Source organism: Williamsia sp. z71 (assembly GCF_059553375.1).
In genome coordinates this window covers 580222-597070 of the sequence record NZ_JCANWX010000001.1, presented here as the reverse complement: position 1 = coordinate 597070, position 16849 = coordinate 580222, and the positions used below count along the sequence as shown (strand labels likewise).

The 16849-nt window shown below is 61.5% G+C and carries 8 protein-coding genes; 3 read left to right on the top strand and 5 right to left on the bottom strand.

Features of this window, described 5'->3' with window-relative positions:
• Positions 1 to 1012: 1012 nt before the first annotated feature.
• On the bottom strand, positions 1013 to 1891 hold the full coding sequence (locus tag AC51GR_RS02625; protein ID WP_496323077.1) for an alpha/beta hydrolase: 879 nt from the start codon (positions 1889 to 1891) through the stop codon (positions 1013 to 1015).
• A gap of 550 nt (positions 1892 to 2441) precedes the next feature.
• Between AC51GR_RS02625 and AC51GR_RS02620 the strand changes: the two genes are divergently transcribed.
• Positions 2442 to 3653, top strand: coding sequence for a hypothetical protein (locus tag AC51GR_RS02620; RefSeq protein WP_496323076.1), 1212 nt, complete (start codon positions 2442 to 2444; stop codon positions 3651 to 3653).
• A 59-nt stretch (positions 3654 to 3712) separates the two neighbouring features.
• On the opposite strand, the gene AC51GR_RS02615 is transcribed toward AC51GR_RS02620, so the two are convergent.
• From AC51GR_RS02615 to AC51GR_RS02600, 4 genes are read right to left on the bottom strand one after another with little or no spacing between them, the layout of a single operon-like run.
• Complete coding sequence (locus AC51GR_RS02615) at positions 3713 to 5422, bottom strand: hypothetical protein (RefSeq protein ID WP_496323075.1); 1710 nt, start codon at positions 5420 to 5422, stop codon at positions 3713 to 3715.
• Positions 5412 to 7373, bottom strand: coding sequence for a hypothetical protein (locus AC51GR_RS02610; RefSeq protein WP_496323074.1), 1962 nt, complete (start codon positions 7371 to 7373; stop codon positions 5412 to 5414). Before AC51GR_RS02610 ends, AC51GR_RS02615 begins: the two co-directional genes overlap by 11 nt.
• Positions 7370 to 8788, bottom strand: a complete 1419-nt coding sequence (locus AC51GR_RS02605; RefSeq protein ID WP_496323073.1) for a glycosyltransferase family 2 protein — start codon at positions 8786 to 8788, stop codon at positions 7370 to 7372. Before AC51GR_RS02605 ends, AC51GR_RS02610 begins: the two co-directional genes overlap by 4 nt.
• Positions 8785 to 10080 (bottom strand): hypothetical protein, encoded by a 1296-nt coding sequence (locus AC51GR_RS02600; protein ID WP_496323072.1) that lies wholly within the window; start codon positions 10078 to 10080, stop codon positions 8785 to 8787. Before AC51GR_RS02600 ends, AC51GR_RS02605 begins: the two co-directional genes overlap by 4 nt.
• Positions 10081 to 12038: 1958 nt before the next feature.
• Here AC51GR_RS02600 and AC51GR_RS02595 point away from each other — a divergent pair.
• Complete coding sequence (locus AC51GR_RS02595; RefSeq protein WP_496323071.1) at positions 12039 to 13451, top strand: lipopolysaccharide biosynthesis protein; 1413 nt, start codon at positions 12039 to 12041, stop codon at positions 13449 to 13451.
• 10 nt (positions 13452 to 13461) lie between these two features.
• A complete protein-coding gene (locus AC51GR_RS02590) occupies positions 13462 to 16824 on the top strand; it encodes a glycosyltransferase (protein ID WP_496323070.1) in 3363 nt (1120 codons plus the stop codon).
• The last annotated feature ends 25 nt before the right edge of the window (positions 16825 to 16849 follow it).

Below are 16849 nucleotides of genomic sequence, written 5' to 3'. Positions count from 1 at the left end.
GAGCGCTTCACTGCACGAACATTTAATGCAAGTCGCGCTCGGAACAATAGAAGCTTAACGCCTCCGGTATGTTTTCGCGACCTAAGCCTAATGATTTACACGCGAAACCCCTAGGTCACAAAAGATTACTAACATGCGGTGACACGTATCACAATCAGGAAAATATTTTGCTCCGGTCACCTCGGCGAGCAACCCTCCCCTGGACGTTAACCGTTCACCAATCCCGCTGGTAGAACATCAATTTGACCTAGTTTCGAATGTCGCACGATGCGCAGGGCCCCACTGACCATCGCACGCACTAAATCCAGGTGAACTCGGCGTTACGGCAGTGGACATTGCTCCACAGTTCCACAAGTTAATGTCAGCAACGGATCCCTAGCGCTCAGTCGTAACAGTAGCGAACAAACAAACAATACTGCGGAAACGTACATTAAAGAAAGGAGCAATTGAATTACTGCGCAACAAATGCGGACCCTCAGAAATCAGTCACCGTAGAACCCGCGCCACTCCCCAACCGTTCACACTTCAACGAGCTCATCTAACGCCCCGGTTCTCGGTGACGCAGCACCAACCGAATGATCTTTACGGTCATTTATAGCCCATATGGCGGGCCGTGTCCATTTTGTTGCCTAGGTATTGTGAACCAGCGCGATGTTACTTGCCGGTAGTCGGTCTCAGATTGGCCGCGATTCAGACCACGGTCTTTCAGACCCCACAAGGGTAGGCGACATGCGTCCACGAGAAACCCTCGCGTGAAGATGAAGCCTCGGACGTCGGGCCGTTCGGGCGGACTCACGGTCCCCATCGCGAGATATCGCATTCGGCAAATGCCAGACCAGCGATCAATACCGATCAAGACACCCGTACAAGCCTGGTGATCAGCTTCAGGTCATTCTTGGACCAGTTCCCACGACGCCACAACTCCCAGTCGCCCACGATACTTCGAAGTGCGAGGCCCGAGCGATCGTCCGCTCAGTTTCCCCAAACCGAACAAACGACAACGTTGCGACACTCAGCCAATACCCAGCGAACGCGACAGCATAGGCCATGACGCGTGGAAGTCGTCGTTCCAATAGCTCCAGGCGTGGGTGCCCGTGAACCTGAAATGTGTGGTCGGCTTCATGCCGAGGGACGCCAACCGAATTGCGAAGGCCCGCATACACGCATTGGAAACCGCCTCGATCGATCCGCCCGCGATTATCTGGTCAGCGAGCTTGGCGATATCGCCGTCGATGTACGAGTTGTTCAGCGCATCATATTGCCCCGGTAGGCCGCTACCCGCAGACAGAAAGACCTCGGTCCCCCGCAGTCGCTCTGCATGCACAAACGGGTCGTGTTCAGCCCAGGCCGGGTCACTCGGCGGGCCGTACATGTTTTCGGGCTCGCCAACTCCAACATGGTTCATGGTGATCCGGATCAACGCTTGCCCCACCGGGTCGCTGACGTTGGCACATCCGCTATACGCGGCAACTCCTTGGTATAGACCTGGTTTCGCGATCGCGAGTTGCAGCGCCGACGTCGCCACTCGGGACATGCCGATCACGGCATTGCGCCCTGTTGTGTCGAGCATCTCGTCGATGACCGGCGGCAGCTCCTCGGTCATGAAAGTCTTCCACTTGGCCACGCCCAGGTCGGGATCGGTCTTCTGCCAATCCGTCCAGTACGCGTTGATGCCGCCGGTCGGTGCCACGAGGTTGACGTGATCGTCCTCGAGGAACTCCTCGATATCGGTTCCGCCGTAGCGCCCACCGCCGTCGAGTAGGTACAACACAGGGGCAGGCGTCGACGTGTCCGCCGGCCGACGAACATGGACCGTCACATCCCGGCCCATCGACTCCGACCACACCGGCACCTTGAACTCGCGCGGCGCCGCGGCTGATCTGCTCAGCAACGATCCGTCCCTGCGGGATAGTTCTCGATCCCAATACCCGATGTCACCGCTGTCAGCAGCACCTGACTGAGATGGAGCGGGTTCACCGACCGCAGTACCGGTTCCCGCCAACAGGCAGGCAGTGGCAGCCGTACAGATCCCTACACGTGCAAGGAACGACGTGGTCGACAATTCCCTAGCCCCCATCCAATGACATCAAGAAGAACTACATCCGTAGCAGGCTAACCCGTATGGCAGGCGTCGGCATATTCGACGGCGACGTGTTACCCGATCGCACTCAACGCAGACCGCCAGGTATTAAAGCCATTTGGGCCGGTCGTCCACCGAATTATCAACGTGTGCGTCGTCTGAACGTATGAAAATATAATGGTTTGCCCGTGAAAGCAGCCAATGGCATTGTGCGCCAGGCGTTCACGCGCAGCGCTTCTCAGGTCCCGCGCGGAGCAAACAACCGCTAGTCTTTTGGTTTAGACCTGATTTTGAGCACCGCCCAGACTCTGCGTGCGGGGTTTCGATGGGCAACATCAACCAAATCGAGTGGAGAACATCGATGCACGACGCTGCTGTACTCGGGATCTCCATCGATACCGACGAGATCACCTCCGCGGTGATCGACGCCCGCACCGGCGAAGTGTTGACCCGGGCTCGCGTTCCGATCGGGTACCACTCCGATGTGCTGGCGAGTCTTGACGAGTTGGTCGAATCAGCACCCAGTGGGATTCGCGTGATCGGCATTGCCTGCACCAACCCCGCCACCCAGAAATACCTGTCCGGTCTGATGAAGCTCCCCACCGACGCACCGGAGGGCAACGGGCCAATGGCCCCGCTGTGGTTGGCGCGGAGCACCATCATGGCAACCTCGACCGCGCTGGCCGCCGCCGCGTCAGACCTGTTCACACATGGTGGGCGCGTGGTGATCGCGAATGTCGACGCAACCGGCCGGCCAGTACGCCATCAACCGCTCATCCTCGTCGATCCGTCAAACAAGAGAATTGTCGACACCGCGAACCTGAAACTGCCCGGAGCGACGCCGATACCCATCACCGAGACTGCCGGGGCCGAGTCGCTGGCCTCCGCACTCGCGGAATTACCGTTGAGCGGCAACAACACCGAGCTGATCGCCTTGGCCGGCGCAGGCGCGGGAATCGCCGACCTCGCTGCCACATTGGCCACCGCTCTGAACCAGCCCGTCCGCATACTGCGAGACAGCACGTACGTTGCTGCACGTGGCGCCGCATTGTTTGCGCGTTCTCCCCGCACGAATCCTGGCGCCGCCGCACGACCACTGGGCCGTCGCCGCGGCCTGTTGATCGCGGCCAGTGCGGTCGGGCTCACCCTGGTGGCGGTGGGCGTCGTCGCCGCGGTGACGATGGGAGACACATCCGAACCGGAGAACACCGGCCGCCCAGTGCTCAGTTCCACGGCGGTGTCGTCGACGGTGCCATCGGCCGTCCGCAGCACCTCCACCCCGCAGCGGAGTCGCTCGTCGCCGGCGACCACCCGTAGCAGCCCGCCGCCCGGAACTCCCGCGACCACCAGCGGTCAAGCGCTTCCCGTACTGCTGCCAACCTTCCAGGCCTCGGAGCCCGTCCGTCGCGCGCCCACCTCGCGTTCACGTTCCGCAACCGAAACTGCCACGCCGCGTAATCCACCGACATTCACGCAGCAGACGCGCCTGACAACCAGCACGCCTACATCATCGCCGTCACTCTCCCCGTCCACGGCCACACCAGTTACACCGACCTCCGACGGCGCCCTGTAAATCGCCTTCGCCAGCATCGATCTCGGCGATGGACTCGGATCGCCCCGGCCGGTCACACGTCAGTCGACGGCAACGGAATAGATGCGGAACTGCGCTCCCCCATTGGGGCCGTGGATGGTCATCACCAGAGTGGCAAACCCGGCGCCGTCTTCCCAGAAAGTGGGATACCGGACATTGATGGAATCGAGCTCACCGAGTCCGGATGGCCTGGGCGCCAGAATGTATCGCACACCCTCGCGAGCCGGATCGTTGAGCTTGGTGAAGAAGTCGTAGTCACTGCGCACCACAAACTGTTTCGGGTGTTCCGACCACAGCCACATGCGCGAAAGACCGAAGGTGTCGACGAGGATCGATCCTTCGGGAAGGTTCTGTGCATCAAACCATCGAACGGTGTTCCTCGAGACTTCACCGAACCAGTAGAACCAATACTCCGACTTGGGATATTGCCCGGGCCAGAATGCGGACCGTAATCCGTACTCTTCCTTACCTATCGCCGGGTTGAGCATCGAATTCCACGTCACCGGTACCGAGGTCAACAACACCGCAGCCATGAGCACCGTGGCCCGCGCCGATGGTCGTCGCCACCGAGACGACTTGGCAGCGGACCGAGCTCCCGGTGGTCGCCACGTACACATCAATGCCACCACGACCAGGGGAATGGAACCCATGAAGAACCTGAACCAGCCGAACGTCGATCCCGACAGAATGGCGTACGACTGGAAGGTGAGCACCGACCCGAACACCGCGAGTGGCGCTGCGGCCTGGAGCGTCCGATTCCGAACAGAGAAGGCCACCACCGTAATCGCGACCACGAATATCAGCGGTTCGGTCCCGAAAAGGTTTGCCGCAATGGTCTTCAGCAGCGGAACGTACCCAGTGCTCTCGGCTGAGACGATACCGGCTGCCTCCACCTGGGCCGCGTTACCGTACTGCGAGGTGAACTGGGCGAACAGGGAGCCGTCCAACATCCAGCCAGTCAGTGCCCAGAGCGCAAAAGCACCAGCCAACGGGAAGGTGACGATCACCACGTCGTGAACAGCCAGTGCTGCAGCTGATTTCAGCGCTCGCCCGGCACGATGCTGCCGAAGCACCGACACACCGGCCACCAGAATGGCGACAGCCACACCGGCCACCACTGCCTCGTAACGCGTCAGATACGCCAAACCCAGCGCGATGCCTGCCCAGGTGAGGTCGTCGACGCGTGCCGTTCGCATCCACTGCAGCAAGCGCCGGCACGCCCACAGGAGCAGAAAGAAAAACGGCGCCTCACTCATACCCGACCCGGCGTACAGGATCACCATCGGGTTCAACCCAAAGGCCGCTACCGCAAGCCATCTCGCGGCCTTCGGGACCTGACAGTCGAGTCCGATCCGGCGTATCTGCCAGACTGCACCTGCCATGAACAACGCGCTCATCACGGCGCCGGCGAAGCCCACCGTCTTCAACTCCGGCCACCACGCGCTCAACGGCAAGAGCGGTATTTCCAGAAGACTGGGCAGCGGATTCCACACGAAACCGATGGCGCCCAGGTGAGGATCACGACTCATGATCGTGTAGCCGGCATTACCGACCCGGCTGCTGGCGTCGGGGTTGATGTACCCGACCACCAGATAGAGGTAGTAACCCACCGCGAGGTATGCACCGGCGGCGAATACGAACAACGCCAGACCCCAGCGTTTCTCGCTTTTCCCACGCAACCGGTCCCGCTGACCGATGTCGACCGCCTCGGCGTCACCGCCCGTGGTCGGCGCGATCAGTTCAACTGTCATGATCCGCGGTGGTCGGATCTGCGGTGGTGGAGCGGCGGCGGCGGAAGACCAACAGCCCTGCAGCCATGGCGCCGAGACCTATCCCGACCACCACAGCGGCCCATACCCACACCGTCCAACTGTCTCCGACGCCGGGTCCGGAAGCCGTCAGTCCGTCATCGTGAACGGTCAGGACCGTCGGCACTCCCCCACGACCGGCGACCAGGACGTCACCGGTCAGGTTGCTCAAGCCGCTTTCCAGGGAGTCGAGATACCCGAACAAGGGGTCGACCAATGCCCAGTCTCCGGATGTCGTCACCAGGACCAGCGTCCGATCGCCCTGTGCGTATGACTGGATGCTGCCGAGCCCGCTCGGGATCTCCGCCACAATCGCTGCCGGCACGTCGATGGTGGTGGTCTCCCCCACCGTGTCGACCGGTGGATCCAGCCCTGCCGTGGCGACCAGCTCAGCTGACGCCACGATCAGGGCGCCCGAACCACTGCGTGCGGCCGTGTCCAGATCGACGACGATGGGCCGCAGGATCTCCGGCGACAACCGTTGTACCGCAGCAACCATGTCAGCTGCATGGGTGAGCGCACTCGGGTCGGAGTCGTCCGTCGCCACCTGGAACGTAGGAGCCCACGCCAGCGGCAGCGCCGAGAAACCCCCGACCGCCCCATCGCGCGTGTGGGCCGTGGCCGTAGAACTCGGCTCCACCTCGAAGGTCAACGGCACGGTCCGCGGATTGCACGGGCCAGGTGCCGGCTCGTACGACACCACGATCGCCAACTCGGCGCCGGACGCCACGCGTTGGGCCGGAATCGTGAATTGGGCGTGCAGCTTCCCGCTCTCGCCAAGGGCCGCCGAGTAGATCGTCTGCCCGTCGGCCTGCACCAGCACCGTGGACTTTTCAGTCGTCTGCACCGGCGTGTAGATGGCCCGCAGATCAACATCGACCGTACCGGGGTTACTCAACGCGAAGACCGCGGAATCGAACCCGGTGTAGAGGGTCGCCTGGCCCAGCACCGATAGCTTGAGATTCTCCGAAAAGTGCTCGAACATCACCGTATTGGAACCCTGCACCGAGGACGCATCCGCGGAGTCGACGGCCACTGAGGGGACTTGTGCCAGCGCCAGCAGTCCGGTGGTGAACAGTTCGACCTGCTTCGCCAACGCCTCGTCTTCGCCGGTGATCGCCAGATACGGTGCGCCGCCGTTCGGATCCAGCGTTATCGCCCCGTCCACGGAGTCCCGGACCACGATGGTTCGCGAAAAGTTGTCGAACTTCGCCTGTGGTGGTTCGATGTTGCGGCCGAGCGTCCGGACCGAGATGTCGATCGGGATCGGACGGTAGTGATCTGTCAGTGCTGCAACAAGACTCAGAACCGCCTGCTTCTCAGAAGCGGTCGGCACCGGATCCACGTACACGACGGCGTTCGGCAGTATCGACGGGAAGAACTGTTCCACCGTCGCCGGAAGTAGCGGCCCGCCCGCAAACCTCACCGCCAGATTACTCAAGGTCAACTGTGGGATTGGACCGCAGACCTCGTCGACATCAGCCGAACGAAGCACCAGCCTGATCACGGCGGCATCGCCCTGCACACCTGCCGCCGAGAGGTCGACGGTGAACGGGGTCGCCCGCGCTGCGGCATTGGCCGCCGGAACCGGTATCGCGCCGATGACCTGTCCATCACCGCTCTGGACCTCGACGTAGCCGTTGACGACGTTCACCGCCGGCTGCAACTGCCCGGTCAGTGTCGTGGGCCGAACACCGTCGGGAACCGGAATCGTCACGGTCTGAGGCGCATTCATCGCGCCGAACGAGACCGCCGATCCCATCCCCAGCTGCCGCCAGTCCAGCGTGGTGCTGGTTTCGGCTTCGTCGCCGGGCGCAGCCCACGCCGGCCCAACACCCCACACCAGGCCGAGCACGACCAGGAGAGCACTACACAAACGACGCAACGTCTTCACTTCTTGTCCACTTTCTTCGAAGACAGCCCGTGGACTGTCTTCTCCCAATACGAAGGTTTGTAAGCGATTTGGAGCAGACCCTTCACCGCTGCGAGGGACTGCAAGATCCAGTACGCCGGCACCAGGAGCGCGGCGACCAACAGATACGGCTTCTCTCGCGCGCGCGTGGAGATGATGCCCAACATGATCGTCAACAGATTGCCGACGGTGAACATCAGCAGACAGACGTAGTAGACCGGGCCGGGAAACAGATTGAGCATGAAATCCGGGTGCCCGGCGTACCAGACCAGCAGCGACGCCCAGAACGCCAGATTGAGCACGTTGGCCACCGGCATGCCGACCGTCAGGTTGGCGATCCGCAACAGCGGGACGAAACCGACCTGGCGGTACAGCGACAGCGGTTGACGGGCGTGCACCAAAAACGTCTGGACGTACCCCTTGTACCACCGAGAGCGTTGCCGAATCCAGTTCACCACATCGGGATTCGCTTCCTCTTCGGTCAGCGAGTCGAGCACCAGAGTCCGGTAGCCCTGGCGGCCGAGCCGGATACCGAGGTCGGCGTCTTCGGTGACGTTGTAGGCGTCCCACCCGCCGAGAGCCCGCAACACCGAGGTTCGGATGTGGTTGGAGGTACCACCCAGGGGAATGATGCAGTTGGATTCGCTCAGCGCCGACAGCATGTACGAGAACCACTGGTCGTACTCGATCGCAAACCACTTGGTGAGCAGGTTGTCACGTTCGTTGTAGTACCCGAGCCGCGCTTGAATCGACGCCACGTCCGATGGACTGTGCGCAAATACCCATGCCGCCCTGCGTAATTGGAGCGGATCCGGAACGTCCTCGGCATCGTAGATGGTGACGTACTCACTGCGGTCGAGGTCCAGCGCCATCGCGTAGTTGCAGGCTTTGGGCTTGGTCCGGGGCTCACTCGGCGGTACGAGGACCTTGGTCACACCCGCCAGTTCAGCGGCTTCGTACGCGGCGATCGTGGCCTTGTCGTCGGCCTCGAGCACCAGGAAGATGTCGAGTTTGTCTGCCGGATAGTCGAGTTGGCCCACACCCTCGACCAGGGTCTGCACAATCTCGGGTTCGTCGTATACCGGCAACAGCACCGTGTACCGCGGGAGGTCCTCGTCGGGTATCGCCAACGCCTCCTCGTCCGAGACCTGCACCAGCCCCTTGCCGTACAGCCCACGCAGCAGCAGCACTGTCTTGTCGATGGTGGAGATCAGAAAATAGATCGACGCCACCGACGCGAGGCAACTCAGCGCCGCCCGCCAGCTCAGGATCGACGCCACCACAACGACAAGGACGAACACCACACCACCGACCTGCTGACCACCGGTGAACGGGCGGCGCGCAGAGAACTCATCGGGCAACGGGACCGTGCGATCACCTTCGAAGGTCGCGCTCATCGGCGATCCTGCGCGGAATCCACGATGATCTCGGCCATACCGGTCAACTGCGGTTCGAGGTTGGTTCGGGTGCCCTGGTCCGACGTCGGTGCGATCAGCAGCCACTCGAGTGGCTTCAACACGGTGTTGGTGTAGTTCAACGACGACGGTTCGGGAACCCTCTCCGGCGCTCCCTCCTCGCGCGAACCGAGCAGATACACCGTCTGATACTGCGTATCGGGACCGTTTTTGGTGCGCCACAGCCAGTACCGTGCCGCCCAGAGCGACTGCCCCGGCGTCGTGGCCGTATCAAGTTGGTTGCTGAGTTCTCCGAATCGGGTGACCTCGCGATCGTTCCCGACAAATCCGGCTCCCAGTACCACCGGAGGCGCCGACGCGTACCAGATCCCGCGCCGGAAGCTGGAGAACCGGCCGAGATGCGGGCTGGTGAAGACGTCGAGGAATGCCACCTCGTCGCCGATCTGCACCCGGTGGCGCACCACCGAACCGTCATCACCCATGAACCTCGGACCCCACTCGAACGTCTGAGGTTCACCGACAACAACGCCGCTGGTCCTCAGGTTGTCGATCCAGTCGGATTGGGCCCAGATCAGTCGGTCCGAATCGGGCAAATCGAGCGGGCGTGGTCCGGTCGCCAAGATCACGAACGCCAGCGAGAACGCCACCACGACGGATACAAGTGACCGTTGCGGCAGCGAGATCCTGGTCGGAACGTGAACGCGCCGCGCCACCAGGACGATCACACCAGCAGTGCACACGGCAGTCGGCAGCAGATAGACCACCGGGGTCGGCTGCTCCTTGAGCAACCAGGTGCCCGCCATTCCGATCACCACAAACGCCGGCGGTACCGACCACTTCAAGGGCGAACCGCGCAACGCCAGGAACGCGGCCGTCGCACCGTAGAAGACGGTCACCGCACCGAAGGCGAGGGTGGATCCACCCAGAAGCTTCCCGAGCATCAGAAAATTGGGTGGGAAGCAGGCCACCATGAAGACCCAGGTCAGGTAGTCGCGGACGACGCGACGGATACCGAACGCCACGATCGACACACAGAAGATCCAGATGAGGGGTGGGATGAGGTCGGCATGCCAAAACGCCGCCACCCCCGGGAGCCGAGGTATGGCCGCGTTGGCACAGATGATGCCGATGGTGCCGAACACCACGGCAACGATCCGGTCGAACTCCCCGTCGTTGATCTCTTTACCGCGCGGAGTCCGATCCAAGCTGTAAGTGATCATCCCGGACCAGACCGGAGCAAAGAACAGGTACGCCACGGCCGATCCCGCGAGCACCCACTCCATATTGGCAACCCACACGGGCCAAAACGCAATAACGGTACTGCCGATTGTGACAAAAACCCGGGTGTTGAACGAGAAGTCGCGGGGGCGCCCGACGGCCGAGAGAAACCTCGACAATTGCTGACGCGGCAGGCGAGAAGGTGGCGAAGGGGCGCTGGAGTCATAAACGTCCGGCGAATCCACCGTCATCGCGACTTCCCCGAGCCAGACTCATTCGAGTGACGGAAGCAGATTTCGAGATCGTCAAACCCGCCGCGAATCATCTGCAATGTCGACGTTCCCGCGCATTTCCTCACGGCATATACCTTTTCACTCGGCTAACTACTTACCAATTCACACATGCGTTGACACAGACTGTCAATTCGAGCCGAATCGAGGTCACGCCCCCCGAGTGTTGAAGTAACGCAGCAACTTCAACATATGAGTGTCACGGTCATAGATATGTGATCGTCTCGATCATAACTGCATTTAGAAGTCTAGTTTGGGCGGTTGACGTCCGCGTGTGTGAGGTGAAACCAGATATTCATCCAATTTGTGCATGAGTTACCTCAGAAGGTGCGTCAAAGGTGCGCAGTCGGGGATTCACATTCCAGGAACGACAAACCACAGTGCGCTACTCAGTGCGACGCTGCGCGCCAGCCGGGGAATCCCCGGTTCCCAGGACCGCAAATCGGCGACAACTCGAACCACCCCGCAAAGAATCGCGCTTCGAACGCCACACGGCCCTCAAGCGTGAAAGTCGGGGTCGAGCCCGCAACTATCCCGGAATGCAGCGATTTTCATCACACATGCGTCATCATATTTACGGTTCAAGTTCTCGCGGTCGAAATATTTGTGTTCGATAAACGTCCGCGAGGAATTACGAGCCACCCACAGTAAACGGAAGGAACGCATATGTCGTCAGCATTCTTCGGGTTCATTGAGCTCATCGGCCCCATCGCCGAGTTCATCGCCACTTCGCTCGTTGGCGCGCTCGGTAGTTCATAACCGAGCGATCGGCGGTCGGATCCGGAGTCAGCAACTTCCGGGTCCGGCCGCTTTCCCTCGCGCGGCCCAACCGATGCGCCTTTCGCCGCTCCCGGCACCTGCGCCGACCTTGCCCCCTTGCCCGTTCGGGCCCAGTCCCCCGACGGCCGGCAAAGCCGTCGACGTGTGGCCTGACGCTACGGGGCAACACACCACGAGAATCGGGCAACCGGTGCGAACCGCCTGACGGTTCGAGCTCACCGCGAAGCAGCCCCCGAGCCGTGGCCACCGAGAGCGGACGTCCACGCCGCCATAGCATCAATCCGGGCAGAATGGCTAGCGCCCGAATTGATTCTTTCGGGTAGTCCGAACGCTTGAATCTTCACTCGAAGACAGAAATTTGATTGCGAATTAACCCGTAGTATAAACGGCCGATATTTCCACATATCCCATGAGCAGACATGTGATTGTCACGTTCATATTCGATTCATAGGTGCATGGTTTCCAGTTCGGCCCGCCCAGCACCCATGCCCTCGTGGCTCGACGTTGATCGCCGAGGTCCTCAGGTCAGAGTCCTCAGAATCTGTTGTGCGGCAATCATTTAACACGATATCTTCCCCTGCAATCTACCCCGGACCACACAACTCTGCAGCCCACATGTGCAGCGTCCGGTCGAGGTGGTTCGAGCGAAGCCACGCGGCCTCTTCTCGTCGATCCAGAGGCACTTTCGTCGGAATATTCGACCAGTCTTGGAATAGAGTGCCTACACGGCTGGAAAATCAATCGAGGGCGCGACTGCAGCCGGACGATTCAAAGGAGACCCATGGATAAGGCATTCCGTGCCGCTGTCATTGGTTCCCCCACCTCGCGTCCAGTGCCGGCGTCCGGGCGGCAGGCAGCAGACCTTCCACGTGCCATGGGTGTGACCGGTGGTTAGCAACCAGGACACACCGGCAACAGATCGGTCACCGCACGATGAGTTGGGCATGTCAGCCTCCAAAGCGGTGCTCTGGAGCTTCGGAAATACTGCGCTCTCACGTTTGGGCACCCTGGCAATCGGCATTTTCCTCGCCCGCCAGCTGGGACCGACCGAGTACGGCACATTCGCAGTCGCAACAGTTGCCCTGCTGGCAGTACTCAGCTTCAACGAATTGGGTATCAGCCTGGCCATCGTCAGGTGGCCGGGCGATCCGCGGGTGATCGCTCCCACGGTGATGACGATCTCGGTGGCCAGCAGTGCGATCCTGTTCGCGGCAACCTACCTCTGCGCCCCGCAGTTTGCGTCCGCCATGGGCGATCCTGCCTCGACAGATGTCGTGCGGGTCATGGCGGTCTGCATCATCCTCAACGGAATGGTCGCGGCTCCGGCGGCCCTCATGCAACGAGAGTTCCGGCAAAAGGAACGGATGGCGATCGACCAGGTGAACGTCTGGCTGGGAGCCGCAATCTCCGTGGCACTGGTGCTTGTCGGTGTCGGTGCGATGAGCCTGGCAATCGGTCGAGTCGTCGCGACAGTTGTTTCCGGGCTGATGTTCCTCGCCTATGCGCCGGGTGGGCTGCGGTTCGGATTCGAGCGCTCCCTGATTCGGCCACTTCTGAGATTCGGACTCCCACTTGCTGCCGCCAGCGTGCTCGTCTTCGCTGCCGGTTACTCAGACCAATTGATAGTCGGATCCACGCTCGGCGCGACGCAGCTGGGTTTCTATGTGCTTGCTTACAACCTCTCGTCGTGGCCGGTCAGCCTGCTGTCACAACCACTTCGCAGCGTCGCGCCGGCGTTGTTCGCACGTGTCCGTCATGACCCCGAGGTCATGACTTCGACGGTTCGTACGATGATCGGCCTGGTCGCGGCCGTCTCCGTGCCTACCTGCATGGTCATCGCCGGCGCCGCCGGCCCGATCGTCGAGTTCGTTTACGGATCAGAGTGGGCACCCGCCGCATCGGTCCTGACTTTCCTCGCAGTCTTCGCACTACTCCGGATCTTGTTTGAACTCATGTACGACTACCTCGTCGTCGTCGGGCGCTCGACGCAGATTTTCGCGATTCAATTCGGCTGGTTGATCGTCCTACTCCCAGCCGCGTTTGCAGGTGCCACCTTGGTGGGGATCGAAGGTGTCGCGCTGGCGCAGGTTCTGGTCGCTGCACTTGTGGCACTCCCCCTCTATTTCGTTCTCATCCACTCAACCGGCCTTGCCGTCACACACGCCCTCCAACGATTGGCGCTGCCCGCCGCGAGTGGCATCGCTGCGTTGGCTGCCAGCTGGGCTCTCTCCATTGTCGTGCCGTACCCCGGCGTTGCCTGCCTTGCCGCAGGCCTTGTAGGCGTCGCCCTCGCGGTGGCGCTGTTGTTCCGGGATCGCCACCAACTTTCCGAAGTGCGCAACCTGCGCGCCGCATAGGTGGAATCTGATGAAAATACTGGTGTACCCGCATGACCTCGAGATCGGCGGCAGCCAACTGAACGCGATCGAGCTCGCGGCGGCTCTCTCAGCGCAGGGGCAAGAGGTCACGGTCTTCGGCTATCCAGGAGCCATGGTCGACTACATCAACGAGCTGGGTCTGGACTTCGTCCCGGCTCCCCGCCCGCGTCGACGCCCGTCGCCCTCAGCGGTCTACGCCCTGATCAAGATCGTCCGGGAACGAGAGATCGATGTGCTTCACGGCTACGAATGGCCGCCCGCCTTGGAGTGCTGGCTGGCGGCCGCATTCACCCGGAAGCGCAGCATCAGTACCGTGATGTCGATGTCCGTAGCGGACTTCTTGCCTCAATGCGTTCCCCTCATCGTCGGGACCGAGCAGATAGCGGCTGCAGAGCGCTCTACCGGTCGCAGACGCGTCTCCACGCTTGAGCCGCCCGTCGACCTCACACTCAACAACCCGGCAAAAGACGCCGGGGTCGGAGCCTTCCTTGAAGAATGGGATATCGACCCTCACACGCCGACAGTGGTGGTGGTCGGCAGACTGTCCACCGAACTGAAGCTCGAAGGCCTGCTCTCTGCAATCGACGCCTTCGGCGAGTTGAGGACGGTCACGCGAGCCCAACTCGTCATCGTGGGCGACGGACCGGCCGCAGAGACCGTTCACGCCCGGGCTCGCACAGTGAACGCACGCTTTCCCGGCACGATAGTGCTGACCGGGTCGCTTGCCGACCCGCGACCTGCGTACGCCGCCGCCGATGTGTCGCTCGGCATGGGGGGTTCAGCATTACGTGCATGCGCTTTTGCGAAACCCGTTGTGGTGCAAGGAGAACAGGGCTACTGGAAACTCCTCGACGCCAACTCCGTAGATGAGTTTCTGTGGTCGGGTTGGTACGGGGTCGGTGATGGTACCGAGGTCGGCAAGCAACAGTTGATCGATATCCTCACTCCGCTATTGCACGACCAGGCGAAGCGCGAGGAACTCGGGGCGTTCGCGCTGGACGTGGTCTCCGATCGATTCTCGTTGACAAAAGCCGCGGAAAAACAACGGGCACACTACGAGAACGCATTGACGAGCATCCCGGCTCGGCGCCTCCGAATCGTCGATGGTGTGCGCTCGGCAGGCCGGTACCTCCGCTACTTCGTGGCCAGAGAGATGTCCACGGTCATTGGTCGGGCGACAGCCGATGATTTCAATGCCACGCCTGTCGCAGCCGAACGCACCACAGAAGGTGACCATGTGAACGGCACGAAGGCGATCGTGTTCTTCGCCGGCAGCAGGTGGGACGAGATCCCCGGCACAGACGCAAATCTGGCACTCGCACTGTCTGATTCATGTCCCGTTGTCTGGGTGGATCCGGCGGTGCCGGCAACCTGGTACCTACGTTCGAGAATCCGACCGCCTGCGCATGTGTCCGCGATCAACAAAAATCTGGTCCGTTTCAGCGTGATCGGATTGCCTGCTTCGTCGAAACCGGTGAGCAGGAGTCTGACGCAGACCATCGTCCACCGCCGACTGCGGTCATACCTCCGGGCCTCGCACATCGAACCGGTCGCAGTTGTCGTTGCATCGCCAACGATCACGTTCCCCCAAAGAATCGGCGGGACAAAGGCCTACGTGGTCACCGACAACTGGGCCGCAGGTGCCGAGATGATGGGGATCGGCAGGGGGAGAATCACTGAGGTCATGCGGCGGAACCTCGAAGCCGCCGACGTCGTCACGGCCGTCACACCCGCATTGACCGAAACCCTCACCACGCTGCGGCCCGGGATCGACGTGCACCTCGTACCCAACGGGTGCAGCCCGGAACTGTACGCGCAGGAATGCGAGCGACCCGCGGGGATCGCCGACGGACCCTACGCCGTGCTGGCCGGGCAGATCAACGAGCGGATCGATATCGCTGCCATTCGTGCAGTGGCAGATGCGGGAAGCGACCTGGTCCTCGTAGGTCCCAGGACGGAGTCTGATCCGGAATGCACCGCGGCACTGGATCAGCTGTTCACCCACCCACGAATCAGCTGGGTCGGCTCGAAGAACAGGACCGAGGCGGCTTCCTACATCGCACATGCAGCGGTCGGATTGACGCCCTACAAGATCAACGAGTTCAACAGTCAGAGTTTCCCTCTCAAGACGCTCGACTATCTCGCAGCCGGCATTCCGGTTGCCTCGACAGACTTACCGGCGACTCGATGGCTTGCCACGGACCTTGTTGCGGTGACGGGCTCCGCTCACGAATTCGGCAAGGTTGCCGACAACTTCTGCCGCAATCCTGCAGCCGGGTCAGTTGCCTCCCGAGAACGACGCGAACTGGCCGCGACACACAGCTGGACAGTGCGTGCAGACGCCCTTCGTCAGTTGCTCGACAACTCTTCGGAAAACCAACCAGGAAACGCCATGGACTCCAAAAGCACTGGCAGGCAACGCATCGATCACGCCCTGCTGACACGATTCAACTTGCCCTCAGAGGGCAGGGAGCAACGGATCCGCCTCGAAGACGGCTGGTTGACGGAGCGATGGGAGCTCTTCACCAGATTTTGCGCTCCCTCCGTCGAGCGCCAGACCAATCAAAGCTTCTCGTGGATCATCTACTTCGACCCGGAGACGCCGCACTGGTTGCGAGAGAAGGTATCGGAGCTCAGCGCGGGTGGTCTCTTCACACCCATCTACCGAGGCTCCGTCAGCCATGCCGAACTCTTCTCCGATATCGCAGAGGCCACCGGCGGCAATGGCGAAGTTCTGATCACCACCAACCTGGACAACGACGACGGACTCGCGAACGATTTCGTCGAGCGCGTGCAAGCTGCCCCGCCGGATCAGCAGCGGTACGCGATCTACCTGACCAACGGACTGATCCGACGAGAAGGCAGGCTATATCGGCGGACAGATCGCCACAATGCGTTCTGTTCGGTCAGCGAGACCTGGGAAGAACCGCGCGGTTGCTGGGCCACGTGGCACAACCTGCTCGCGAAAGAGCTACCGGTCATCGAGGTCGGCGGCGAACCAGGTTGGTTGCAAGTCATTCACGGCCGTAACGTCAGCAATCGGGTACGCGGCAGACTCACCTCCCCGGTCGACTTCCGGCTCAGGTTCCCGGAACTGCTGGAGGACGTGACCGTGCCGACCCGCTCGCAGCGGCTCTACGACCTTTCGGTTCAACGTTCATCCAGGACCGCCTATGAGGCCGCACGGAGCGCCACCAAGTCGGCCGCAGTTGCTGCATTTGGAGCCGAGGGAATGGCGCAGACGCGCAACCGAGCAGAAGAACAATTGACGAAAGTTCGTGCGCTGAAGCGAATTCGGCGTGCACAGACCGCCGCCGCAGCGACCAGCGGACTTGATCAGGAGACAAACTAATGGATTTGTTCGACGTAGCCAGGGC

Bases quoted from the DNA above. Each gene is read 5' to 3' on its own strand.
- AC51GR_RS02620 (WP_496323076.1), top strand. From the start codon at position 2,442: ATGCACGACGCTGCTGTACTCGGGATCTCCATCGATACCGACGAGATC.
- AC51GR_RS02590 (WP_496323070.1), top strand. From the start codon at position 13,462: ATGAAAATACTGGTGTACCCGCATGACCTCGAGATCGGCGGCAGCCAA.
- AC51GR_RS02615 (WP_496323075.1), bottom strand. From the start codon at position 5,422: ATGACAGTTGAACTGATCGCGCCGACCACGGGCGGTGACGCCGAGGCG.
- AC51GR_RS02595 (WP_496323071.1), top strand. From the start codon at position 12,039: ATGTCAGCCTCCAAAGCGGTGCTCTGGAGCTTCGGAAATACTGCGCTC.
- AC51GR_RS02605 (WP_496323073.1), bottom strand. From the start codon at position 8,788: ATGAGCGCGACCTTCGAAGGTGATCGCACGGTCCCGTTGCCCGATGAG.